General features: G+C 64.5%; 17 protein-coding genes. 11 read left to right on the top strand and 6 right to left on the bottom strand.

Features of this window, described 5'->3' with window-relative positions; translation table 11 throughout:
* Positions 1 to 170: 170 nt before the first annotated feature.
* Positions 171 to 1,325 (bottom strand): PQQ-dependent sugar dehydrogenase, encoded by a 1,155-nt coding sequence (locus OCL88_RS11130; RefSeq protein ID WP_264962537.1) that lies wholly within the window; start codon positions 1,323 to 1,325, stop codon positions 171 to 173.
* Between the two features lie 48 nt (positions 1,326 to 1,373).
* A complete protein-coding gene (locus OCL88_RS11125; protein ID WP_264962536.1) occupies positions 1,374 to 2,324 on the bottom strand; it encodes a hypothetical protein in 951 nt (316 codons plus the stop codon).
* A 225-nt stretch (positions 2,325 to 2,549) separates the two neighbouring features.
* Between OCL88_RS11125 and ilvD the strand changes: the two genes are divergently transcribed.
* The 8 genes from ilvD to metG all read left to right on the top strand — a co-directional run bounded on the left by ilvD (position 2,550) and on the right by metG (position 15,316).
* The gene (gene ilvD, locus OCL88_RS11120; protein ID WP_021470925.1) at positions 2,550 to 4,271 is read left to right on the top strand and encodes a dihydroxy-acid dehydratase; all 1,722 of its coding nucleotides are present in this window, start codon (positions 2,550 to 2,552) and stop codon (positions 4,269 to 4,271) included.
* Between the two features lie 285 nt (positions 4,272 to 4,556).
* On the top strand, positions 4,557 to 6,458 hold the full coding sequence (locus OCL88_RS11115; RefSeq protein WP_021470924.1) for an acetolactate synthase large subunit: 1,902 nt from the start codon (positions 4,557 to 4,559) through the stop codon (positions 6,456 to 6,458).
* A gap of 3 nt (positions 6,459 to 6,461) precedes the next feature.
* Positions 6,462 to 6,974 carry an acetolactate synthase small subunit gene (gene ilvN, locus OCL88_RS11110; protein WP_021470923.1) on the top strand — a complete coding sequence of 171 codons (513 nt, stop codon included), beginning with the start codon at positions 6,462 to 6,464 and terminating at the stop codon, positions 6,972 to 6,974.
* A 69-nt stretch (positions 6,975 to 7,043) separates the two neighbouring features.
* Positions 7,044 to 8,102 carry a ketol-acid reductoisomerase gene (ilvC, locus tag OCL88_RS11105; RefSeq protein WP_255527674.1) on the top strand — a complete coding sequence of 353 codons (1,059 nt, stop codon included), beginning with the start codon at positions 7,044 to 7,046 and terminating at the stop codon, positions 8,100 to 8,102.
* 248 nt (positions 8,103 to 8,350) lie between these two features.
* Positions 8,351 to 9,946, top strand: coding sequence for a phosphoglycerate dehydrogenase (gene serA / locus OCL88_RS11100; RefSeq protein ID WP_062097096.1), 1,596 nt, complete (start codon positions 8,351 to 8,353; stop codon positions 9,944 to 9,946).
* A gap of 211 nt (positions 9,947 to 10,157) precedes the next feature.
* Positions 10,158 to 12,968: an FtsX-like permease family protein gene (locus OCL88_RS11095; RefSeq protein ID WP_264962535.1), complete on the top strand. Its 2,811-nt coding sequence runs from the start codon at positions 10,158 to 10,160 to the stop codon at positions 12,966 to 12,968.
* Positions 12,965 to 13,720: an ABC transporter ATP-binding protein gene (locus OCL88_RS11090; RefSeq protein WP_021470919.1), complete on the top strand. Its 756-nt coding sequence runs from the start codon at positions 12,965 to 12,967 to the stop codon at positions 13,718 to 13,720. Before OCL88_RS11095 ends, OCL88_RS11090 begins: the two co-directional genes overlap by 4 nt.
* 36 nt (positions 13,721 to 13,756) lie before the next feature.
* Positions 13,757 to 15,316 carry a methionine--tRNA ligase gene (metG, locus tag OCL88_RS11085; protein WP_264962534.1) on the top strand — a complete coding sequence of 520 codons (1,560 nt, stop codon included), beginning with the start codon at positions 13,757 to 13,759 and terminating at the stop codon, positions 15,314 to 15,316.
* Between the two features lie 115 nt (positions 15,317 to 15,431).
* Here the strand turns inward: metG and OCL88_RS11080 are convergent, their stop codons facing one another.
* From OCL88_RS11080 to OCL88_RS11065, 4 genes are all read right to left on the bottom strand, one after another.
* Positions 15,432 to 17,915, bottom strand: a complete 2,484-nt coding sequence (locus OCL88_RS11080; RefSeq protein WP_264962533.1) for an ABC transporter permease — start codon at positions 17,913 to 17,915, stop codon at positions 15,432 to 15,434.
* Between the two features lie 2 nt (positions 17,916 to 17,917).
* Positions 17,918 to 18,712 (bottom strand): ABC transporter ATP-binding protein, encoded by a 795-nt coding sequence (locus OCL88_RS11075; RefSeq protein ID WP_264962532.1) that lies wholly within the window; start codon positions 18,710 to 18,712, stop codon positions 17,918 to 17,920.
* A gap of 90 nt (positions 18,713 to 18,802) precedes the next feature.
* Positions 18,803 to 19,516, bottom strand: coding sequence for a response regulator (locus OCL88_RS11070; protein WP_264962531.1), 714 nt, complete (start codon positions 19,514 to 19,516; stop codon positions 18,803 to 18,805).
* Positions 19,517 to 19,519: 3 nt separating this feature from the next.
* Complete coding sequence (locus OCL88_RS11065) at positions 19,520 to 20,704, bottom strand: sensor histidine kinase (protein WP_069695118.1); 1,185 nt, start codon at positions 20,702 to 20,704, stop codon at positions 19,520 to 19,522.
* Positions 20,705 to 20,821: 117 nt separating this feature from the next.
* Here OCL88_RS11065 and OCL88_RS11060 point away from each other — a divergent pair, with 117 nt between their 5' ends.
* The 3 genes from OCL88_RS11060 (at position 20,822) to OCL88_RS11050 (ending at position 24,093) form a co-directional block, all read left to right on the top strand.
* Positions 20,822 to 21,874 carry a 3-isopropylmalate dehydrogenase gene (locus OCL88_RS11060; protein ID WP_264962530.1) on the top strand — a complete coding sequence of 351 codons (1,053 nt, stop codon included), beginning with the start codon at positions 20,822 to 20,824 and terminating at the stop codon, positions 21,872 to 21,874.
* 119 nt (positions 21,875 to 21,993) lie between these two features.
* Entirely contained in the window at positions 21,994 to 23,106 is a 1,113-nt protein-coding gene (locus OCL88_RS11055) for a branched-chain amino acid aminotransferase (RefSeq protein ID WP_264962529.1), read from the top strand.
* A 168-nt stretch (positions 23,107 to 23,274) separates the two neighbouring features.
* Positions 23,275 to 24,093, top strand: coding sequence for an MBL fold metallo-hydrolase (locus tag OCL88_RS11050; RefSeq protein WP_264962528.1), 819 nt, complete (start codon positions 23,275 to 23,277; stop codon positions 24,091 to 24,093).
* Positions 24,094 to 24,132 lie beyond the last annotated feature (39 nt).

The raw sequence follows: 24,132 nt of genomic DNA, 5'->3' as shown, positions 1-24,132 counted from the left end.
ACCCGGAACCCATTGATTAAGAGTCAATTGCTCTGCCAGTTGAGCTAGAGGTGCAGCTGTTGTTTTCGATCATTCCGACGAGGTTTATTTCCCCGGCGATCTCCGCAACGACAAGTAACTCTACACGACTTCAGCCGAACTGCAAATTCTCGGACGGCTGGCCCCGGCGCCTACCGTTCCAGCCTCAAAACCAGCGCAAAATCGGGGTTCTTGTTGTTGCTGAGTACCCACAGTGCACCGTCGGGGGCTGCCGCCACGTCCCGCAGCCGCCCGAAGTCTCCTGTGAGAAAGGCCACAGGAGTGCCGGCAGACTCTCCGTCCAGGGGAACGGCCCATAGGCGCTGCCCCCGGAGGGCGCCTGTGTACGCCACGCCGTCCACAATCTCCAAGCCACTGGGTGACGCCTCGCCCGTTGAAGGCCACACGACTTTTGCGTCGAGGAAGCCCTGCCGTCCAGGGGCTCCCGTCACCGTGGGCCACCCATAATTCCCGCGGGGCGTGATGAGGTTGAGTTCATCATCGACGTCCGGCCCGAACTCGCTCGCCCACAGGCGTCCCTCGGAGTCCCAGGCAAGGCCTTGAACGTTGCGGTGCCCGTAGCTGTACACGGGGCTGTCGCCAAAAGGGTTGCCCGGTGCGGGCCGTCCCTCCGGTGTCAGCCGTAGGATCTTGCCGCCCAGTGCCTCCAGGTCCTGGGGCTGCTCCCGTCGCTGCGAATCGCCCGTTCCAACGTAGAGGAGTCCATCAGGGCCGAAGCGGATCCTTCCGCCGTTGTGGGTGGACGCTTTGGGGATCCCGGAAAAGACCACTTCTGCCGGGCCCAGCCTCAGGTCCCCGGACCCGTCCCGGGTCAGCTGCATCCGGGCTATCCGGTTGTCCGAGCTTGAGGTGAAGTACGCATAGAGCCAACGGTCCGTGGCGAAGCCGGGCGAAAGCGCCAGGCCAAGGAGGCCGCCTTCACCACCGGGCACGACGCCGGCAACCTCACCGACAAGGGTGGCCTGCCCGTCCCGGATTGCCTTGACGGTTGCCGAATCGCGTTCAGAGACCACCGCAGTACCGTCCGGGAGGAACACGACCGACCACGGCAGTTGCAGGCCGACGTCGAGCTTCTCCTCAACCTGGACGCCGCGGGGAACAGCGGTTTGGGTCGTTGGCGGCGGGCCGGCGGTCGCAAAAGTCGTGCTGCTTTGGGGAACCGGGCTGCTGCCGGACGTGGACGTTCCGGCCGGACCTGACGGGCTTCCCGTGCAGGAAGAAAGAACCACGGCCAGCGCGCAGAGCACAGGCAGTGCGCGGGTGGCCGGCTTTCGGGCGTTCGTCATGGCGATCGGGAGAACAGCAAACGACGGCGGTTCGGCAGCAGATCCGGCTCAGCGGCGGCTGCGTCGTGGCGGACGGAAGCCTGCCGCCTCAGCGTGGGCGGCTGACTCGAACCAGACATCCGCAGGGGCGTCGGCGTAATCCGCGGAGTCGTCGTCGTAGTAGGTCATGGTGGCAGCTTCCCCCTTGACCGGGTATCCGTCCGGGGCGCTGCCATCAGCTGCCGCGCCGGCGGAACCAGCGCCGTAGGGATGATCGGCCGCCAAGTGTCCGGACGGCGCCTCGGCCTCCACTGTTTCGGCGGCAGCAGTCTCAGCGCCGGGAAGCGTGGGGGAGTGGGGGTCGGTGTACTCGTGGTGGTGGACCGGTTTTCCCGAGGAATCGGTCCACGACGATTCCCACTCGTTCTTATCCGCCGCGTCCTGGCCGGTTGTGTCGGCGCGGGTGACGTCGTCTGCTGTCACTTCCCCGGTGCCTCCCACCCGTGCGTTCGTGTCCACTACGGGCTCGTCCACCACCGGCTCATCCAGGACGGGAGCCTCGATCACGGGTTCGTCCCCGACGGTCGGCTCGGCGGTTCCAGTGCGCTCAGTGCCGGCGCCGGCAGGTTCAGTGTCGCCACCCGCTCCGCCCGTACCGGCAGCAGGAGCAGGTTCGCCGTCCGTTGATGAGTGCCTGCCATGCCCATGCGGTGCTGCGGAAGGGGCAGTCCCGGCCGCGGCGGCATTGGAGGCGAGATCCGGATCTTGTTCTTCGACGGCGGCGGGCTCCGGTGCTCCGGGACGACTGTCTGCAGCGGGCTCTTTGCTTGCGGTGGTAACTCCTGCGAGGCCGGCTACTCCCGCTGCCGCGGCAGCGGTCTCCGGAACGGCGGAAGTATTGCCCGGCTCCGTAGCGGCCGGCGGAGTGGCCGCCGGTTTGCGTGTGTTGTTGCGGCTGATAAGCCACCAGGCAACCGCAATCACCAGCACAATAACAATGACCCAAATCAACCAATCCATGGTGACGCCCTTCCGCTTTGGGGGTTTGAAGTCTTTCCAATGAGCCGTGTTTCCGACGTTACGTGCCTGCTCAGGGGCTGTCCAGCATCCGGACCGGGCTGCGGGCGACGAAAGGAAACCATGGGTATTTCGGTGTTATCCGGATTCTGTGTCTTTTATGGCTTTTTTGATTTTTCCGGGACAGGCAAGGGACTGTGGGCAGGGCTGCCACATAGACTGTGGGGCATGAGCGAGGACACCCGGACTTCCACAGAGAATACGCCTGACATCAAACCCCGTAGCCGGGTTGTCACGGACGGCATTCACGCCGCTCCCGCACGCGGAATGTTCCGCGCCGTGGGCATGGGCGATGACGATTTCGCAAAGCCGCAAATCGGCGTCGCGAGTTCCTGGAACGAAATCACACCCTGCAATCTTTCCCTTAACCGCCTGGCCCAGGGCGCCAAGGAAGGCGTCCACGCCGGCGGGGGATTTCCCATGCAATTCGGTACGATTTCCGTCTCCGACGGTATTTCCATGGGGCATGAGGGCATGCACTTTTCCCTCGTATCGCGGGAAGTCATTGCCGATTCCGTCGAGACGGTGATGCAGGCCGAGCGGATCGACGGTTCCGTGCTCCTTGCCGGTTGCGACAAGTCCCTGCCCGGCATGCTCATGGCAGCCGCCCGCCTGGACCTGGCCAGCGTGTTCCTTTACGCCGGTTCCATCATGCCGGGGTGGGTGAAGCTCGAGGACGGTTCGGAGAAGGAAGTAACCCTCATCGACGCCTTCGAGGCAGTCGGAGCCTGCGCCGCCGGCAAGATGAGCCGTGAGGACCTGGACCGCATCGAAAAAGCCATCTGTCCGGGCGAAGGTGCCTGCGGCGGCATGTACACGGCAAACACCATGGCGTGCATTGGCGAAGCCCTGGGAATGTCGCTTCCGGGTTCCGCAGCTCCGCCCTCGGCAGACCGCCGTCGGGATGATTTTGCCCGGAAGTCCGGCGAGGCGGTGGTCAACCTCCTGCGGCTGGGCATCACGGCGCGGGACATCATGACCAAGAAGGCCTTCGAAAATGCCATTGCGGTCACCATGGCCTTCGGCGGTTCCACCAATGCTGTGCTTCACTTGCTGGCTATTGCCCGCGAGGCCAATGTGGACTTGACGCTTGATGACTTCAACCGGATCGGTGACCGCATACCGCACCTTGGCGACCTGAAGCCGTTCGGCCGGTACGTGATGACCGACGTCGACAAGATCGGCGGGGTTCCGGTCATCATGCGCGCTCTGCTCGACGCCGGACTGCTGCACGGCGATTGCCTGACCGTGACCGGCAAAACGCTTGCCGAAAACCTGGCTGCGATCAACCCGCCGGACCTGGACGGCAAGATCCTGCGGGCGCTGGACAATCCGATCCACAAGACGGGCGGCATCACCATCCTGCACGGCTCGCTGGCTCCCGAGGGTGCAGTGGTCAAGAGCGCAGGCTTCGACGCCGACGTTTTCGAGGGCACCGCCCGGGTGTTCGAGCGCGAGCAGGGCGCCTTGGATGCCTTGGACAATGGCCGCATCCAGAAGGGTGACGTCGTGGTGATCCGCTACGAAGGTCCCAAAGGCGGCCCCGGCATGCGGGAGATGCTGGCCATTACCGGCGCGATCAAGGGTGCCGGGCTCGGCAAGGATGTCCTGCTCCTCACTGACGGCCGCTTCTCCGGCGGGACCACCGGTTTGTGCATCGGCCACGTCGCGCCGGAAGCCGTCGACGGCGGTCCTATCGCCTTCGTCAAGGACGGGGACCGGATCCGTGTGGACATCGCTGCGCGTTCCTTCGACCTCCTGGTTGATGACGCTGAACTCGAAGCGCGCAAAGTGGGCTGGGAACCGCTGCCTGCCAAGTTCACCAAGGGCGTTCTTGCCAAGTACGCCAAGCTCGTCCACAGCGCCTCCACCGGGGCTTACTGCGGCTGAGTTTCCTGCCGGGCTCCGTGTCTCCAAGGAGGCGGAGTCCGGCAGATGGACATTGTTGTCCAGATATTGAGATACGATGTTGCTTGATTGACACGTATCTCGTTTAGAGGGAACACTGAACGCATGATTTCATTCGTTACCGTTGGCGTCGTCGTCCTTACCAAGCGCGTGGCATAGCCCGACTGGTAACGAACTGTCACGCGCAAACCCCTCGAAGAGCCGTAAGGCTGAGGGGTTTTTTTATTTGCAAGACCCACCAATGAAGATCCACTAAGGAAGAGTCCGATGAGCAAAGGATCGCCGATCAGCCCCTCGCTGATGGCTGCAAAGTCCGCTGGAGCCACCAAGGCTCCGGAAAAGATCGACCGAACGGCTGACACCGTCGTCGACGCTGCTGCACCTCTCTCTCCTGTACTTGGGCCGAACAACGTTGTACCCCCAACGGTGATGACCGGCTCGCAAGCAATTGTCCGCTCGCTCGAAGAACTCGGCGTGGACGATATTTTCGGTTTGCCCGGTGGCGCGATCCTGCCCACCTACGACCCCTTGATGGCCTCCAGCATGAATCACGTCCTGGTCCGTCACGAACAGGGAGCCGGCCACGCCGCGCAAGGCTACGCCATGGTCACCGGACGGGTTGGCGTGTGCATCGCCACCTCGGGCCCCGGTGCCACCAACCTCGTTACCGCAATCATGGATGCCCACATGGACTCCGTGCCGATGGTGGCCATCACCGGCCAGGTCTCCAGTGGAGTCATCGGCACCGACGCCTTCCAGGAAGCCGACATCGTGGGCATCACCATGCCCATCACCAAGCACTCATTCCTGGTGACGGATCCCAATGACATCCCGCACGTCATGGCTGAAGCTTTCCACCTTGCCTCGACCGGCCGCCCCGGCCCGGTCCTGGTGGACATCGCCAAGGATGCCCAGGTTGGCCAGATGACGTTCTCGTGGCCGCCCAAGATCGATCTTCCCGGCTACCGTCCGGTTGTCCGCGGCCACAACAAGCAGGTCCGCGAAGCCGCCAAGCTGATCGCGGCCTCCAGCAAGCCCGTTCTGTACGTCGGCGGCGGCGTGGTCAAGGGCCACGCATCCGCCGAACTCATGGAACTGGCACTGGCCACCGGCGCGCCCGTGGTCACGACGCTCATGGCCCGCGGCGCCTTCCCCGATTCGCACCCGCAGCACGTTGGCATGCCCGGCATGCACGGTGCCGTCTCGGCAGTCACCGCACTGCAGCAGGCTGACCTGCTCATCACGCTCGGTGCGCGGTTCGATGACCGCGTGACAGGTGTACTGAAGACCTTCGCGCCAACCGCCAAGGTGATCCACGCGGACATCGATCCTGCGGAAATCTCCAAGAACCGCACGGCGGACGTGCCGATTGTCGGCTCGGTGAAGGAGATCATTCCCGAACTGACCGAAGCCGTAAAGGCCCGGTTTGAACAAGTCGGTACTCCGGACCTGGGCTCCTGGTGGGCCTTCCTGAACAACCTGCGCGACACCTACCCCCTGGGGTGGACCGAGCCGGAAGATGGACTCACGGCTCCGCAGCGGGTCATCAAGCGCATCGGAGAACTCACCGGTCCTGAGGGAATCTACGTTGCGGGCGTTGGCCAGCACCAGATGTGGGCTGCCCAGTTCATCAAGTACGAACGTCCCCACGCCTGGTTGAACTCGGGCGGCGCAGGAACCATGGGCTACTCCGTTCCCGCCGCCATGGGCGCCAAAGTCGGTGAACCGGACCGGGTTGTCTGGGCGATCGACGGCGACGGCTGCTTCCAGATGACCAACCAGGAACTGGCTACCTGCGCCATCAACAACATCCCCATCAAGGTGGCCATCATCAACAACTCGTCGCTGGGCATGGTGCGCCAGTGGCAGACGCTGTTCTACGAAGGCCGCTACTCCAACACGGACCTGAACACCGGCCACGACACCATCCGGATCCCGGACTTCGTCAAACTCGCTGACGCCTACGGCTGTGCCGCCCTGCGGTGTGAACGCGACGAAGACATCGACGCCACCATCCAGAAGGCCCTGGAAATCAATGACCGCCCGGTGGTGATCGACTTCGTCGTCAGCCCCAACTCAATGGTGTGGCCCATGGTGCCCGCCGGCGTCAGCAATGACCAGATCCAGGTTGCCCGCAACATGACCCCGGAATGGGAAGAGGAAGACTAGGCCATGACCCGTCACACACTGTCCGTTCTGGTAGAAGACAAGCCCGGCGTGCTGACCCGCGTGGCCAGCCTCTTCGCCCGGCGCGCCTTCAACATCAACTCCCTCGCAGTGGGGCCCACTGAGGTCCCGGGCATGTCCCGCATGACGGTCGTCGTCGACGCCGACGGCGACCTGATCGAGCAGGTCACCAAGCAGCTCAACAAGTTGGTCAACGTGATCAAGATTGTTGAACTGACTTCCGAATCTTCCGTACAGCGCGACCACATCCTGGTCAAGGTACGTGCGGATGCCGCGACACGTCTGCAGGTTACCCAGGCTGCAGACCTGTTCCGTGCCGCCGTCGTCGACGTGTCTACAGACTCGTTGGTGATCGAGGCAACCGGTACCCCGGAGAAGCTCGCTGCGCTGCTCTCAGTGCTCGAGCCGTTCGGCATCCGTGAAATTGTGCAGTCCGGCACCTTGGCCGTTGGACGGGGATCCCGCTCCATGAGTGACAGGGCGCTTCGCTCCGCCTAAAGCACAGGCAGGGACTGCTCCTTGCATGCCCTGCCCTGCGTTGCGCCCAGTACCGCAGCACCACCTTCAATATCTAGAAACCACTCAAGAGGAGTTACGCAAGTGACTGAAATGTTCTACGACGACGACGCAGACCTGTCGATCATCCAGGGTCGCAAGGTCGCAATCGTCGGTTATGGCTCGCAGGGCCACGCCCACGCGCTTAACCTGCGCGATTCCGGCGTCGAGGTTGTCATCGCGCTTAAGGAAGGCTCCAAGTCGACCGCCAAGGCGCAGGACGCGGGCTTCACCGTCAAGAACGTTGCCGACGCCGCCGAATGGGCAGACGTCATCATGATCCTCGCGCCGGACCAGCACCAGCGCTCGATCTACAACGACTCCATCAAGGACAAGCTGACCGAAGGCAAGGCCCTCGCCTTCGCCCACGGCTTCAACATCCGCTTCGGCTACATCGAGCCCCCCGCAGGCGTTGACGTCATCCTCATCGCTCCGAAGGCGCCGGGCCACACGGTCCGCCGCGAATTCGAAGCCGGCCGTGGCATCCCGGACATCATCGCCGTGGAGCAGGACGCTTCCGGTTCCGCCTGGGAACTGGCCAAGTCCTACGCCAAGGCCATTGGCGGCACCCGCGCCGGTGTCATCAAGACGACCTTCACCGAAGAGACCGAAACCGACCTGTTCGGTGAGCAGTCCGTACTCTGCGGCGGCGTTTCCCAGCTCGTCCAGTACGGCTTCGAGACCCTGACCGAGGCCGGCTACCAGCCGCAGATCGCCTACTTCGAGGTCCTGCACGAGCTCAAGCTCATTGTCGACCTCATGTGGGAAGGCGGCATCGCCAAGCAGCGCTGGAGCGTTTCCGACACCGCTGAGTACGGCGACTACGTCTCCGGCCCGCGCGTCATCACCCCCGAGGTGAAGGAAAACATGAAGGCTGTCCTGGCTGACATCCAGTCCGGTGCCTTCGCCAAGCGCTTCATCGACGACCAGGACAACGGTGCCGTCGAATTCAAGGAACTGCGCGCCAAGGCAGAGCAGCACCCGATCGAGGAAGTCGGCCGCGAGCTCCGTTCGCTCTTCTCCTGGCAGCAGCAGGACGAGGACTACGTCGAAGGTTCCGCAGCACGCTGATCCTTTGCAGCAATGCCCGTCCGGCACCACAGCCGGGCGGGCATTGCCCGTTTTACCCGTCCTTCGATCCCGTTCCGAGGACTGTGAACTTCTTCACAACCGGCGTGTCCGGCCCGTAACATCCCTGAGCGGGCGCCGGATTCGCGGTTCCGATTCGATATTCTGGGCCTGTCCGGAGTAGTGCCCGGGCCCCGCATCCGCTCCTTGTCCAGTACTGTTCCCAAGTTGTCCAAAGTAAGGTGCCACCCGTGTCAGCCACCAAACCCGTCGTCCTCCTCGCCGAGGAACTTTCGCCCGCCACGATCGAGGCACTGGGCCCGGATTTCGAGATCCGCCAGACAGACGGTGCCGACCGCTCCCAGCTGCTGTCCGCCATTGCCGACGTCGATGCCATCCTGGTGCGTTCGGCCACCCAGGTGGACGCCGAAGCGATCGCCGCAGCGAAGAACCTCAAAGTGATCGCGCGCGCCGGCGTGGGACTGGACAACGTAGACATCAAGTCTGCTACCCAGGCAGGCGTCATGGTGGTCAACGCTCCCACCTCCAACATCGTCTCCGCTGCGGAACTTACGGTGGGCCACATCCTGAGCCTCGCACGCCACATTCCGCAGGCCAGCAGCGCCCTGAAGAACGGTGAGTGGAAGCGCTCCAAGTACACCGGCATCGAACTGTTCGAGAAGAAGATCGGCATCATCGGCCTCGGCCGCATCGGCGCCCTGGTTGCTGCCCGCCTCCAGGGATTCGACACCGAGATCCTCGCGTACGATCCCTACATCACTTCGGCCCGCGCAGCCCAGCTCGGGGTCAAGCTGGTAACGCTCGACGAGCTCCTGGCCAACGCCGACTTCATCACCATCCACATGCCCAAGACCCCCGAGACCGTGGGCATGCTGGGAGCCGACGCGTTCCGGAAGATGAAGGAATCGGCCTACGTCATCAACGTTGCCCGTGGCGGCCTGGTTGACGAAGAAGCACTGTTCACCGCGCTGAAGGAAGGCCAGATTGCCGGCGCCGGCGTCGACGTGTTCGTCAAGGAGCCCAGCACGGACCTGCCGTTCTTCGAATTCGACAACGTGGTGGTCACTCCGCACCTGGGTGCTTCCACGGACGAGGCCCAGGAAAAGGCCGGCGTGTCCGTAGCGAAGTCGGTACGGCTCGCCCTGGCAGGGGAACTTGTTCCGGATGCGGTAAACGTTGCCGGTGGTGTCATTGCCAGCGACATCCGCCCGGGCATCCCGCTGATCGAGAAGCTCGGCCGCATCTTCACCGCCCTCACCCACGCGTCCCTGACGCAGATCGACGTCGAGGTCGCCGGCGAAATCGCCGCCCTGGACGTCAAGGTCCTGGAGCTTGCAGCGTTGAAGGGCGTCTTTGCCGACGTCGTCACGGAGCAGGTGTCCTACGTCAACGCGCCGGTGATTGCTGAGCAGCGCGGTATCAACACGCGCCTCATCACCACCCCCGACGCCGAGGACTACCGCAACGTCCTGACCATCCGCGGTGCGCTCAGCGACGGCTCTCAGATTTCCGTGGCCGGTACCCTGACCGGGCCCAAGCAGGTCGAGAAACTGGTCGGCGTCAACGGCTACGACGTCGAGATCCCGATCAGCGAGCACCTCGTGGTGGTTGCCTATGCGGACCGTCCCGGCGTCATCGGCACCATCGGCCACATCCTGGGCATGAACAACATCAACATCGGTGGCATGCAGGTGGCCCGCCAGACCGAAGGCGGCCAGGTCCTGGCGTTGCTGACCATCGACAGCTCCGTGCCGCAGCAGGTACTGGAAGCCATCAAGGCCGGCATCGGCGCGGACATGGTCCGCGAAGTCGACCTGGAGGACTAAGCACGGGCTTAGCCAGATGAATTCGGCGTGCCCGGGAACACACCCCTGACGCGCATGCGTGGCCGGTCTGCTTACAATGGCTGGGTCCGGAATTCGGACCCGGCAGCAGGCCGGCCACTACTTTTTGCACACCAAACCCGCGGCTCCTTTGTGTTTTCGAGGGGTCGCGGTCCATGTGTGCGCGCCCGCAATCAAGGTCTCAGGGAGCCCAATGAACGCCGTCCAAAGGTTCATCAGAAGCCGTGTGCTGCTGCTGACCGCGGCCATTTTGATCGTCGCCATGTGCTTGTCCGTCGTCGTCCAGAGCCAGTCGCAGGCGGCCCTGAACAGGACTGTGGATGAGAACTCGCGGGGTCTTTACGACATCCTGGTCCAGGCGAAGCCGGACCAGGAGGGGGACGGCGAGGGCGGTGCCCTAATCCAACCCGAAATTGCCAACGGCCAGGGTGGCATCAGCTTTGAGCAGCTGGAAAAAATCAGGAACATGGGCAACACGGCAGTTGCCGCACCCATCAGCCTTGTTTCCCGCGTATCGCAGAACCTCGAGGCGCCGCGCCTGAATGCCATGGACTACCTCGGCTACAACTCGGGCCTTGCCGGGGCCATCACGGCAGGCGATCCCTCGGCGATGGACTCCGCCAAATGGCCGGAAGCCGAATCGGTATTATCTGACACCCCGAAGAAGTACCGCTTGACGGCCACGGCCACCAGCTCTGATGGCGTCAACCAGCAGACACTCTTCAAGACCAGCGCGGAAGGCACCTTGGGCAAGGGCCGCCTGGTTGAGGAAAAGACCACCGGTGGCTCCAACGTCCGCATTGCCGGGCCGGAGGGGGAGACGGGCATTAAGTTCCCGGCTCCCGCGCTCGGCTCGGAGCACAACTTGTTCAACCTCTCGGTGGCCCTTCCCCTGGCCCCCGAGGTGACGGAGTCCGTCGTCGCCGTCGATCCCGCGGCCGAACGGGCGCTGCTTGGAACGGCAGGAGACTTCCTGGCACCGCTTGAAAAGGCCCCGCCGGCCGATGCCCGCAACGCGGGCGCAATCGGACGCCACTTCGAAAGCCTCTTCACCACCGGCTTGAGCATGGAGCAATTGGAGGAAGGCCCGGACTTCCTGGGCGTCAAGCTCAAGTACTGGGCCCCCTTGATGACCCAGTACCAGCAGGCCAAGCGTGACGGCCTGCTGACGGACGAGTCACAGGCGATCCCGCTGATTGTCCGTTCGGGCACGACCCTGGACCTGCAGTACTCGGTGAAGATCGAGGAAATCGACTCCAACGGCAAGGTCCTCAAGGACGTGGGCACCGTGAGCCGTTCCCTGGATAAGGACTACCTCCCGTTCGTATCGAAGTCCCCGTTCGCCCTGGAATGGCCGGGTTCCACCGATCACAGCAAACTGCTTGGCAGCACCGCTTCCTTCAGTCAGGGCCTCTACAACCCGGCCACCTGGAGCACCGCTTTCGCTGCTGCACCGAAGTACAAGGACGGCGACGACGCCGCCAACGGTGCTTCCGACAAGACCGCCACGCCGGGGGACTGGGTGACGGTCAACCGCCTGCCGGAGAAGTCTTCGTTCGGGGCAGCGGTCGATCAGACCCAGCGCAAGCCCGTCGAGGAGCGCGCATACCGCGAAGACCTGGCCACCGGCAAGAAGCCGGCTACTCCGATGCCCATGGTCTACGGCACCTTCAATCCCGGTGACGTCCAGGCAGCAGCCGGCGACGTGAACAAGCTTCCGCTGGGCGGCTACGATCCGGCACCGATGACCCTCACCAAGGACGCGAACGGAAAAGACGTCGAGGGTACCGTGCTCAAGCCTTCACTGAGTGCCACCGGCTTGGTGAGCCAGTCGGCCGGCGCGATCACCGACTACTACGGCCTTGCCGCCGCACGCGGCTACGACTCCAATGCCAACGTCATCGACGCCATCCGTGTTCGTGCCAATGCCCCGGGAAACTGGAAGCAGGCTCAGCCGGATGTCGAGAAACTGGCTTCGGAGATCCGCGCCCTCGGCCTGGAGGCAACCGTGGTGGCCGGTTCCGCCCGCGAGGACGTCAACATCTTCGTCCCCGGCTACAGCAAGGACGACTCGGGCAAGGAATCGGCCCTCGGGACGGTCCAGCAGTCGTGGGTACGGCAGGATGCCGCCGACGCTGTTTCCGGATCGCTGACCGGTACCAACATCACCCTGCTCTTCCTGACGTTGCTTGGAGCCACGCTCCTGACCGGCGCCTCGACCGTGACCTACATTCGCCAGCGCAGAAGCGAAGCAGGAATCCTGCGCGCCATGGGTTGGACGCAGAAACGCATCCGGTCCTGGGTGCTTGAGGAGTTCGCCGTCGGTGCGGCTGCCCTCGCCGCTGCCGGAATCATCCTGAGCTTGCTGAGCTGGAACCTGGCGACGGTCATTGTGTCCGCCACCATGCTGGTCATCTACGCGGCAGCGGCCCTGCTGGCCGCACAGCAGCTGCGTCACCGCGTGGTGATTGACCAGGAGCCGCAGCACGACGATCGCCTCGTGACCGTGGACTCACCCCTGACGTTCGCCAACCGGCAGTTGACCACCAACAAGTTCAACTCGGTCTCGCTCGCTGTGGCCGTGGGAGTGTTCGGCGCAGCCGTCGGCGCGCTGATCGCCCTGCTGATCGACATTCCCCGGGCTGCGGGTGCCAGTGCCCTCAGTGGCCTCGCGGCTGCAAGCGTCGCTCTGCCCAGCGTGATCCTGGCTGTCTTCGGCGTCTTGGTAGGGCTGCTGCTGACACTTGTCACGGGGCGGTTCGAACTCCATGCCAAACGCGAATACCTGGGCACCCTCCGGGCCATGGGCTGGAACCCGGACATGCTGGGCCAGGTCCGCTTCTTCGAAAACGCTTTGGTAGGTACCGTGGCCCTTCCCCTCGGTGTCCTCGGGGCGCTGGGACTGGGGCTGCTCCTGGCCCCGTATGCGGCCCTCTGGGCCGGACTGGCCGGCCTGCTGGCCGTAATTTGCTGGATTCCGATTGCAACGAAAGTAGTCAAATGACTGACAACCTCAACACCGAGCTGACGGCCACCCCGGAGTCCACGGAAGAGTCGCTGCAGACCCGGGCCAACACCATCGTCAAGGCCACGGACCATGCCACTCCGCTGGAACTGCGCAAGGTGACCATCCACTATGGCGGAGACAAGGGCGGGGCCGAGGAAGTCGACGTCGTCGATGACTTCAACCTCACGCTGCACGCAGGCGAGATGCACTGCATCGCCGGTCGAAGCGGCTCCGGCAAGACCAGTATCCTGACCGTCAGCGCGGGACTCACCCTCCCGACGTCGGGCCAGGTCTTTTGGGAAGGCACGTCGCTGGAGTCGATGGGCGACGACGAGATCGCCGACCGCCGCAGGGCGCTCATCGGCTATGTCGACCAGGGCGGTGCCTTGATCGAGGGCATGAGTGCCCTGGAGAACGTGCTACTTCCCGCCGTACCTGACGGCGAAGTCGAACAACGCACCGAAATGGCCAAGGACCTCCTGGATCTGGTGGGCCTGGGCCGCCGGATGCGCCACCGTCCCGCCCAGCTGTCCGGCGGTGAGCGCCAGCGCGTCGCGATCGCCCGCGCGCTCATTTTGGGCACCCGCGTCCTGGTGGTTGACGAACCGACGGCGAGCCTTGACCGCGCAGCGGCCAACCGCATTATCGGGATCCTGAAGGACACCACCAGCGATGGCATCGCCGTCCTCGTGGCGTCACACGACCACGAGCTGGTCCGGCTCAGCGATACGCTGACCGAGCTTAACTAAGCTTCTTCCCGCTGAAAATAAAGGTAACTTCTTAGAGTGACGTCTGCAGAGAAATCCCCGTTCTACATCACCACGGCCATCAGCTACCCCAACGGCGTGCCGCACATCGGCCACGCCTACGAGGTCATTGCCACCGATGCCATGGCGCGGTTCAAGCGTCTGGACGGCCATGAGGTGTTCTTCATGACCGGAACGGACGAGCACGGACTCAAGATGCAGCAGTCCGCGGAGAAGGAAGGCCTGACGGCCAAGGAACTGGCCGACCGCAACTCGGCTGCCTTCAAGCAGATGAGCCAGGACCTCGGCATCTCCTACGACCGGTTCATCCGCACCACCGATCCGGACCACTATGCCGCTTCGCAGGCCATCTGGAAGAAGATGGAAGCCAACGGCGATATCTACCTGTCCAAGTACGAGGGCTGGTACTCCGTCCGCGACGAGGCGTACTACGTCGAGGACGACACCGTGGTCAAGGAAGACGGCCTCCGCTACTCCAAGGAAACGGACACGTTGGTGACGTGGACGGCGGAGGAAAGCTACTTCTTCAGGTTGTCGGCCTACCAGGAGAAGCTGCTCGCCCTCTATGAGGCCCACCCCGACTTCGGCGCGCCGCAGTCCCGGTTCAACGAGGTCATCAGCTTCGTCAAGCGTGGCCTGGAAGACCTCTCCATCAGCCGGACCACCTTCGACTGGGGTGTCCCGGTTCCCGGGGATGAGAAACACGTCATGTACGTGTGGGTGGATGCCCTCACCAACTACCTCACCGGCGCGGGCTACCCGGACACGGAGTCGGAATCGTTCAAGAAGTTCTGGCCGGCGGACGTGCACATCATCGGCAAGGACATCTCCCGGTTCCACGCCATTTACTGGCCGGCATTCCTCATGAGCGCGGGGCTGGAGTTGCCCAAGCGCGTCATGATCCACGGCTTCCTGACCAACAACGGCGTCAAGATGTCCAAGTCCCTCGGCAACGTCGTTGCCCCACGTGACTTCGTGGAGCGTTACGGCTTGGACCAGTGCCGCTTCTTCTTCCTCCGCGAAGTACCGTTCGGCGCCGACGGCAGCTACAACCACGAGGCAATCGTGGGCCGCATGAACTCGGACCTGGCAAACAACTTCGGCAACCTCGCTCAGCGCTCGCTGTCCATGGTGGCCAAGAACTGCGAGTGCAAGGTTCCCGTGCCGGGTGCGTTCACGGCCGAGGACCAAGCCTTGCTCGAACAAGCCGGGAAGTTGCTGGAGACGGCACGCGGCGCCTTTGAGAAGCAGGAGTTCAGCCGCGCCCTCGAAGCCATTTGGACGGTGCTGGGGGATACCAACGCCTACTTCGCCGAGCAGGCACCCTGGGTGCTGCGGAAGACCGACGTCGAGCGCATGAACACGGTCCTCTACGTCACCTTGGAGGTGGTCCGGATCGTGGCGATCCTTGCCCAGCCGGTCATGCCGTCGTCGTCGGCCAAGTTGCTTGAGGTGCTGGGACAGCCGGAAGGCCCGGCCCGCCTGTTTACCGCGATCGCGACGCCCATCCAGCCTGGCACGGAGCTTCCCGCACCCGTTCCGGTGTTCCCGCGCTACGAGGAACCCGCCGAAGCCTAGGCGAACGCTCTTTCACCTACCGCCACCACACGGCAAACGCTCTTCCACCTTCCTCCGGTTGATCCGGGGAAGGTGGAAGAGCGTTTCCGCTTAAGCGTGGTGATGTGACAGAGCGTCAGGCGGTGGCGAGTCCCTCCACCGGGGACAACCGCGCTGCCCGGCGGGCCGGGACCACCGAAGCCAGGAGCCCTGCGACCACGGCGACGCCGAACACGGCCGCCAGCTGTCCCCACGGAACGGAAGGAACGACGTCGGCCATGCCGCCCAGCGTCGCCTGGGCACCGAGCCAGCCGTAGACAATGCCGAGGCCACCACCCAGGACGGCTGCCACGCCGGCCACCAACACGGCTTCGATGGCGAGCATTCCACGGAGCTGGCCCTTGGTCAGGCCGAGCGCCCTGAGCAGCGAGTTTTCACGGGTGCGTTCCAGGACGGACAGCGACAGGGTGTTGGCGACGCCGATCAGCGCGATCACCACCGCGATCCCCAACAGCCCGGTGACCACCAGGAGCAACACGTCGATGATGCTGTTGAACGTCGCCCGCTCTATGGCCGCTCCGCTGACCGTTCGCTCAGGTATGCCCAAAGCAGCAGCGATGTTCTTTTGGATTGCCTGCACCTGCTCGCCGGACACGGAGTCGGCTACCTTGACCCAGACCATCCCCGGTGCTTCCGTGAGCGGACCGGCGGTGATCGTGGAGTCGGCCACGAAGGGCGGGATATGCCGGGTCGTGAGGACCGTAGCGTCGAGGGTTACCGTGCCGGCCGCCGTCGTGATGGACGCCGGGCCGGTGGGCGAGTCCTCGGGCAGGTAGACCTTTCCGGGTGCGGGTCGGAGTTTCGCGTCCCGGAGCACGGCAGAGGCGTCGGCGTTGCCGAGGGCGTAGATGGCGCCGCCGCCAGCGGGCGCCGAATCGTCGGCGAGGCGGCCCACCGGTTGAAGGAGGGCAGCTGCGCTGACACCGTCCAGAGCACGGATCTTGTCCAGGACCTGCTGCGCATCGCCCGCATCCGGACCCACGGCGGTGGGCGCGGCCAAGTCGACGGGATACGTCTCGGCCAAGGTGCTGTTGAATGCCTGCCTAGCTGTCGACGCGCCGGTCATCATGAGCGACACGAGCGTCACTCCGATCAACAAAGCAGCAGCAGTAGCCGACGTCCGGGCCGGGTTGCGCGTGGCGTTGACGGCAGCCAGCTTGCCGGGCACCCCTGCCGGCGAAGCCAACCGACCTGCCCAGGACACTACAGCCGGAATGAAGAGGCTGGAGCAGAGCAACACCCCAATGAAGGAGGCGGCGCCGCCAAGCAGGGCAACTTCCAGGGATACGGAGGCGCTCCCAAACGCCAGCAAGGCACTTCCGCCGGCGAGGACCACCGCGCCCAGTACCAAGCGCACCTTGCCGCGACGGTTCCGGACGGACGCGTCATCGGCCGGACGCAGGGCAGCAAGGGGTGCGACGGCGGTGGCCGCCTTCGCGGGGACCAGCGCGGCGATGACGGTCAGCAGGGTACCGGCAAGCAGCCCCGCAATAACGGCCGACGGCGGCACGGCCAGCGTGGCGAAGGCTTGCCCGGGCTGGGTTGCAGCCCACGCGACGAGGCCGGACATGACCCCTACCGCGGCGGCGACACCGAGCACCGAGGCAAGGAAACCAACCGCCAGTGCTTCCACGATCACCGAGCCGCGGATCTGCGGGCGGCCCGCCCCCAGGCAGCGCAGCAAAGCCAGTTCCCTGGTGCGCTGGGCAACCAGCACGGAGAACGTATTGGACACCACCAGCATGGACACCAAGATGGCCACACCTGCAAAGGCGAGCAGGACGATGGTGAGCTGGTCCTGGCCTCCGCTCAACATCGCAACGGTGGCGGTGACTTTTTCCTGTGCCGTTTGCAGGACCGGGCCCTCGGCTCCGGCCGCTTCCATGCGGTGAGTGATGTACTCCTTCACGGCAGTAACGTCCTCGCCGGGCTTCAAAGTGAATTGAACCCCGTTGAAATGGGCCCCGCTAAATCCTGTCCCCGCGCCCAGGACAGCATCGAGGACGGCCCCACCGGCAATCAGTTGTGCGGCGGAAGAGGCGAAGGGATCATTCGTGGGCCGGACCAGGCCGGAAACCGTAACTATGGCTTTCTCTTCCGGTCCGGAACCCCGCAACTCCATCGTGCTGCCGGGGTCCAGGCCCAGGTGCCGGGCCGTCTTGGCGTCCAAGAGTACGTCGAAGGGTTTCAGGGGCATTGTGCCGGATTCCAGCTCAGCCACTTCAAGTCCGGCAGGCGCCGCGTTCCGCAGCCGGCCGAACTGCTCGCCGTTTGCTTCGAAGGTCACGTAGGTGGACCGTTCGGCGTAGCTCTGGTCAACGGCCGGCGACGACGCGGCGGCGTCCACCGCCGCTTTGCTGAACGGGTCCCCGTTCCTGGGCGTGGCCACCAGATCGGCGTTCCGGTAAGCCTCGCCAATGCTCGCCCCGAGCGAGGCATTGGTGCTGGCACCCACCATCAGGGTGGCCGACAGGAACATCACGGACAACATCACGGCCAAGCCGATGGCGATGAAGCGCCGGTAATGGGTCTTGAGTTGGGACAGGGCTACTCGCAGCACGCTCAGGCCCCCAGCTTGCCGAGGGCGGCCAGGACGGAGTCCGCGGTGGGCTGGTGGATCTCGCCCACCAGGCCACCGTCACTCATCAACACCACCCTGTCCGCATAGCTTGCGGCGACGGGGTCGTGGGTCACCATGATGATGCTTTGCCCCATCTCCTGGGTACTGCGCCGCAACAGCGCAAGGACTTCGCCGCCGGCCTGGGAGTCCAGGTTTCCGGTGGGTTCATCGCCGAAAACGACATCGGGGCGCGTCAAGAGCGCACGGGCAACGGCTACGCGTTGCTGTTGGCCCCCGGACAGTTCGTGGGGCCGGTGCCGCAACCTGTCCTTCAACCCAAGCGTGGTGACGACGCTTGCCAGCCAGCCGGCGTCGACGTCTTTACCGGCCAGGGCGAGCGGGAGCGTGATGTTCTGTTCGGCAGTGAGGGTGGGCACCAGGTTGAACGCCTGGAAAACGAAGCCGATCCGCTCCCGGCGCAGGGCGGTCAACTGCTTGTCGTTGAGCCCCGTCAGTTCGGTCCCGCCCAGGAGGATCCGTCCGCTGTCCGCGGAGTCCAACCCGGCGAGGCAGTGCATGAGGGTTGATTTTCCGGAGCCTGAAGGGCCCATGATCGCAGTGAACTTCCCGGCGTCGAAGCTGACACTGACGTCTTTCAACGCGACCACCTTGGTGTCGGCGCGGCCGTAGCTTTTGCTCAGCGAGAACGCCTCGACGGCGGGTCGTGCCCCGGCGGCGTCGGCCGGTGTTGGGTGGTCCGGTGTTGAAGGGTGCGGCATGGACGTGAAAGTTGTCATGTTTTCACGCTAGGCGGCAGGACCCCTCCAGCAGATCCGGCCACGGGCCCAAAGTCCGGCACCTCGTCTCATACCGTGGTCTGAGGGGAACTACAGCCCGGGGGATACCACTCCTGTTTCATACGCGATCACTACGATCTGGACCCTGTCACGGGCACCAAGCTTGGCGAGGATGTGCCCCACGTGCGTCTTGACGGTCGCTTCCGACAGGAACAACCCTGCCGCGATCTCCGGGTTCGATTTCCCCTGGGCGATCAGGGTAAAGACCTCGCGTTCGCGCGCGGTGAGCCGTTCCACGGCCGCGGCGTGCCCGCTTTGCTCCGGGGTCTGCGTTCGCAGCAGGGGCGCGACGTGATCCAACAGGCGCCGGGTGGTGGAAGGCGCGATCACGGCATCTCCGCGATAAACCGTGCGGATGGCTTCCAGCAGTTCCTCCGGCGGGGCGTCCTTCAACAGGAAACCGCTGGCACCGGCACGGATGGCTGCCAAGGCATATTCGTCAAGGTCGAAGGTCGTGAGGACAACGATCTTGACCCCGGCCCGTTGCGAACCTTCCGGTTGGGTCGCAGCCTGCTCCAGGATCTTCCGGGTGGCCTCGATCCCGTCCATGCCCGGCATCCGGACGTCCATCAGGATAACGTCGGCTGCCGTGGCGTTCAGGGCCTGGACTGCTTCGATGCCGTTGCCCGCCTCCGCCACGACCTCCAGGTCGGGCTGGGAGTTGATGAGCATGCTGAAACCGGAACGGACCAACTGCTGGTCATCGACGAGTGCTACGCGGATTGGCGGTGAAAGTTCGGGCAAGGATCAAGCCTCCGAATACGGGATAAGGACAGACACGCGGAATCCGCCGCCCTGCTGCGGGCCTGCGGACAAAGAACCATCGTAGAGGGCGATGCGTTCGCCCATCCCCGGAAGGCCGTTGCCGCCTCCCGGCACGGGCGGATCGGCTGCGGCGCCCCGGCCGTCGTCCCGGATATCAATCTCCAGTCCGCGGTTCTGCCACGTCAACACCAGGGCTGCCGTGGCGCTGGGGCCTGCGTGCTTGATGACATTGGTCAGGGCTTCCTGGATGGTCCGGTAGGCGGTCAGCTCAGCCCCTGCCGGCAACTGCCGGCGCGGTGTCCCGTGCTGCTCGAAAGACACCTGCAGGCCGGCCGCCCGGAAGCCGAGGAGCAGCTCGTCCAGGTCGGAAAGGCGGGGTTGCGGACGGGTGGGGGAGCCGTCGTCGGAACGCAGCACGCCAAGGAGCCGCCGCATCTCGGCGAGCGAGTCGCGGCCTGTTGCGGCGATGGTGGCCAGCGCTTCGGTGGCGAGTTCGGGTTTAGCGGCTGCCGCGTACCTGGCCCCGTCCGCCTGCGTGATGATCACGGACAGGGAGTGGGCAACAATGTCGTGCATTTCCCGCGCGATGTGGGAGCGCTCGTCGGCAGCTGCAAGTTGGCGTTCCTGGTTGTGCTCGATCTCCAGGCGGCGGGTCCTGTCCTCCAACGCCTGCAGTTGCAGCCGCCGCACGCGCGTCAGGTCGCCCAAGGTCCAACTCACCAGCACCAGCATCCAGATCAGTACGGTGTACAAGGCTCCGATGGTAAGGCCCAGGATGCCTGAAGCTGCCGACCCCGAATACTCGCGGGTGGTCAGCATCACGCCGCCCAGCAGCCCCAGCAGCAGCACGGCGCGGCTGGCCCACGCCGGTCCGTAGGCCGCTGTGGCATAGATCACCAGCGGCACCGCTATCTGCCCCGCCACCGGCTCGGCCCCCGCCGCCCATTGGACAAGGCACACCAGAACCACGACGCCGGCAGCCACCTCCGGGCGGGTCCGCCGCCACGCGAGGGGCAACAGGAGGCAGCACGACAACAAGAACAGGAAGGGTCGTCCGGCGAGCAGATACACAGGGCCGAAGAGGAGGACGAGGATGATGGCGGCAGTGAGGTCCACTGTGAAGCGGTTGGTGCGGAACCATTCGTATATCGCGTGCCTTCTATCCACTCCATGACTCTAAGTGCTGCGCCGGGCTGCGCACATCATGCCGTGGTCTGACATCACGACTGTTCAAGAAGTGAGACGATTTTGACCAGCATGTGGATTGCTTGGCTAGATAGACCTATGAATGCATCGTCCATCAATCTCGCTGTCATCCCCGGCGACGGCATCGGCCCCGAGGTCATCGCCGAAGCCGTCAAGGTTCTGGAAAAGGCTCTTGCCGCCGAAGGCGTCACCCTTGAGCAGACCCATTACAAACTGGGCGCCCAGCACTGGCTTGAAACAGGAGAGACCCTCCCGGACGAAGTACTCAACGATCTCCGGACACGCGACGCAATCCTTTTCGGCGCCGTCGGTGCAGCCCCGGGCGACACCCGCATTCCCTCGGGCATCATCGAACGCGAAATGCTGCTCAAGCTGCGCTTCAGCCTGGACCACTACGTAAACCTGCGGCCCTCGCGTCTCTACAGCTCCGTGGGCAGTCCGCTGGCCAATCCCGGCGAGATCGACTTCATTGTGGTCCGTGAAGGAACAGAGGGGCCGTACGTCGGCAACGGCGGGACCTTGCGCGGCGGAACCGCGCATGAGGTAGCCACCGAAGTGTCGCTGAACACCGCCCACGGCGTGGAGCGGGTGGTCCGTGATGCTTTCCGTCGTGCGAGCGCGCGTCCCCGCAAGCACGTGACGCTGGTCCACAAGCACAACGTCCTGGTCTACGCTGGCCACCTCTGGAAGCGCACTGTGGAGGCCGTGGCCAAGGAGTTCCCTGAGGTCACGCATGACTACCTGCACATCGACGCCGCCACGATCTTCATGGTCACGGACCCGTCCCGCTTCGACGTCATCGTCACGGACAACCTGTTCGGCGACATCCTGACCGACCTCGCAGCTGCCGTCACGGGCGGTATCGGCCTGGCGGCATCAGGCAACATCAACATGGACCGCACCGCACCGTCCATGTTCGAACCCGTCCACGGCTCGGCCCCGGACATCGCAGGCCAGCAGAAGGCTGATCCCACTGCTGCGATCCTGTCCGCAGTGCTGTTGTTGGAGCACCTCGGCTACACCGGGGCAGCCCGCAAGATCGAAGCGGCAGTGATTGCCGACGTCGAAGCCCGCACCGGCGAGCCGCGCAGCACCGCTGCGATCGGCGACGCCATTGCGGCAGCACTTTAGGCCCAATACTCAGGCGTAAGCTTGTCTTGAATTATTTACCTGCTTCCCTGGTCCATCGCTGAACCACCCCTTGTTGGGGCCGCGGTTCGCACTGCCAGGTAGCTGACTGTGGAGGAAACATGACTCAGACTGCCCATGGCGTCGAATTCAGCCAGCAGCTTTCGGCCAACCCGAAATCTGCTGAGGAGCGTGCAGCCATCCTGGCAAACCCGGGATTTGGCGACTACTTCACCGACCACACCGCCGTCGTCGACTACAAGGTCGACGCCGAAGGCAATGGCGGTTGGCACAGCGCCCGCATTGAACCGTACGGCCCCATCATGCTGGATCCCTCAGCTGCCGTGCTCCACTACGGACAGGAAATCTTCGAAGGGCTCAAGGCGTACCGCCACGCCGACGGTTCGGTCTGGACGTTCCGCCCCGAGGCCAACGCCGCGCGCCTGAACAAGTCCGCCCGTCGCCTGGCCCTGCCCGAGCTGCCTGAGGAGTACTTCCTCGGGGCCATCCGCGAGCTTGTCCAGGCGGACAAGGACTGGGTACCCTCCGGAGACGGGGAAGCGCTGTACCTGCGTCCGTTCATGATCGCCACGGAGGCTTTCCTGGGTGTCCGGGCAGCCCGTGAAGTCTCCTTCCGCGTGATCGCCTCCCCGGCCGGCAACTACTTCGGCGGGGAGCTGAAGCCGGTGTCGATCTGGATTTCCCGTGAGTACGCCCGCGCCGGTCGTGGCGGAACCGGTTCGGCCAAGTGCGGCGGCAACTACGCTGCCTCATTGATCGCGCAGCAGGAAGCCGAAGCCAACGGGTGCAAGCAGGTATTGTTCCTGGACCACTTCAACGACGACGCCGTGGAAGAACTCGGCGGCATGAACGTCTTCTTCGTGTTCAAGGACGGTTCGCTGGCCACTCCGGCCCTGAGCGGCACCATCCTCGAAGGCGTCACCCGTTCCTCCGTGATCCAGGTGGCCAAGGACATGGGCCGCGAGGTCTCAGAGCGGAAGATCACCCTTGACGAGTGGCGCGACGGTGTTGCTTCCGGCGAGATCACCGAAGTCTTTGCCTGCGGCACCGCAGCCGTGATCACCCCGATCGGTGTCCTCAAGGACGCCACCGAGTTCATCGGTTCCGAGGACGCCAAAGCCGGCGAGACCACCATGGCCATCCGCGAGCAGCTTCTCGGAATCCAGACCGGCAAGGTCGAAGACCGCCACGGCTGGCTGACCCGCTTGGTCTAGCAGGTACTGCCGGTACGGCCTGTACCACCAGGATTTACGACGACGGCCCCCGCCTGAGGTGACATCGCCTCACCACGGCGGGGGCCGCCGTCGTACCCGCGTTCCTCTGTCACGTCCCGACGGTTTTCCCGCGTTCCTCTGTCACGTCCCGGATGCGAAGATGGACGGGTGACTTCCACTGACCCGGCTTCGACTGACCAGCCCTCCACGCACCCGGCACCATCCCCGTTGACCCGGAGCAGCGAACTGACGCGCTTCAGGCTCGCGCCCAACCCCGGCCCGATGAGCCTGGACGGAACCAACTCGTACGTGATTGCCGCTGAGGGTTCCGGGCATGTGGCGATCGTTGACCCCGGTCCCGAGGACGAGGAGCACCTGGCAGCGCTTGCGGCTGCGGGCGTTGTGGACGTTGTCCTGATCACTCACCGGCACGCCGACCACACCGAGGCGTCGGCACGCTTCCATGAGCTGACGAACGCGCCGGTCCGCGCGGCCCTTCCCGAGCATTGCCACGGGGGCGAGCCCCTCAGCGATGGCGAGGTCGTTTACGGCGGCGGCGTAGAAATCCGGGTCATCGCTACTCCCGGACACACCTCGGATTCACTTTGTTTCCACTTGCCGACGGATGGTCCCACGGGCTCGGTACTTACCGGCGACACCATCCTCGGTCGCGGCACCACCGTCCTGGACTACCCGGACGGCCGGCTGGGGGACTACCTTGCCAGCCTGGATCGGCTTGAAGCACTGGGCCCGGCCACGTTGCTCCCGGCTCATGGGCCCGTCCTGCCGGCGCTGGACGAAAAATGCCGTGAATACCGGGACCATCGGGAACAGCGCCTGGCGCAGATCAGGGCTGCCCTGATCCAAGTAGGCGGGTCAGCTTCCGTCGCCGAGGTCACCGACGTTGTTTACGCCGACGTCGATCCGTCCGTCAGGTGGGCGGCCGAGACCTCCGTTGCTGCGCAGCTGGACTATCTGCGCAGCTGAGCCTGCCCTGAGCTGCCGGATCCGGCCGCCCCGGACGGT

Origin of the sequence: Paenarthrobacter sp. PAE-2 (genome assembly GCF_026013155.1) — a bacterium.
GTDB classification, from domain to species: Bacteria; Actinomycetota; Actinomycetes; order Actinomycetales; family Micrococcaceae; genus Arthrobacter; species Arthrobacter ureafaciens.
This window is presented reverse-complemented; position numbering and strand designations above follow the sequence as displayed.

Bases quoted from the DNA above. Each gene is read 5' to 3' on its own strand.
- OCL88_RS11130 (WP_264962537.1), bottom strand. From the start codon at position 1,325: ATGACGAACGCCCGAAAGCCGGCCACCCGCGCACTGCCTGTGCTCTGC.
- OCL88_RS11125 (WP_264962536.1), bottom strand. From the start codon at position 2,324: ATGGATTGGTTGATTTGGGTCATTGTTATTGTGCTGGTGATTGCGGTT.
- ilvD (WP_021470925.1), top strand. From the start codon at position 2,550: ATGAGCGAGGACACCCGGACTTCCACAGAGAATACGCCTGACATCAAA.
- OCL88_RS11115 (WP_021470924.1), top strand. From the start codon at position 4,557: ATGAGCAAAGGATCGCCGATCAGCCCCTCGCTGATGGCTGCAAAGTCC.
- ilvN (WP_021470923.1), top strand. From the start codon at position 6,462: ATGACCCGTCACACACTGTCCGTTCTGGTAGAAGACAAGCCCGGCGTG.
- OCL88_RS11095 (WP_264962535.1), top strand. From the start codon at position 10,158: ATGAACGCCGTCCAAAGGTTCATCAGAAGCCGTGTGCTGCTGCTGACC.
- OCL88_RS11090 (WP_021470919.1), top strand. From the start codon at position 12,965: ATGACTGACAACCTCAACACCGAGCTGACGGCCACCCCGGAGTCCACG.
- OCL88_RS11075 (WP_264962532.1), bottom strand. From the start codon at position 18,712: ATGACAACTTTCACGTCCATGCCGCACCCTTCAACACCGGACCACCCA.
- OCL88_RS11060 (WP_264962530.1), top strand. From the start codon at position 20,822: ATGAATGCATCGTCCATCAATCTCGCTGTCATCCCCGGCGACGGCATC.
- OCL88_RS11055 (WP_264962529.1), top strand. From the start codon at position 21,994: ATGACTCAGACTGCCCATGGCGTCGAATTCAGCCAGCAGCTTTCGGCC.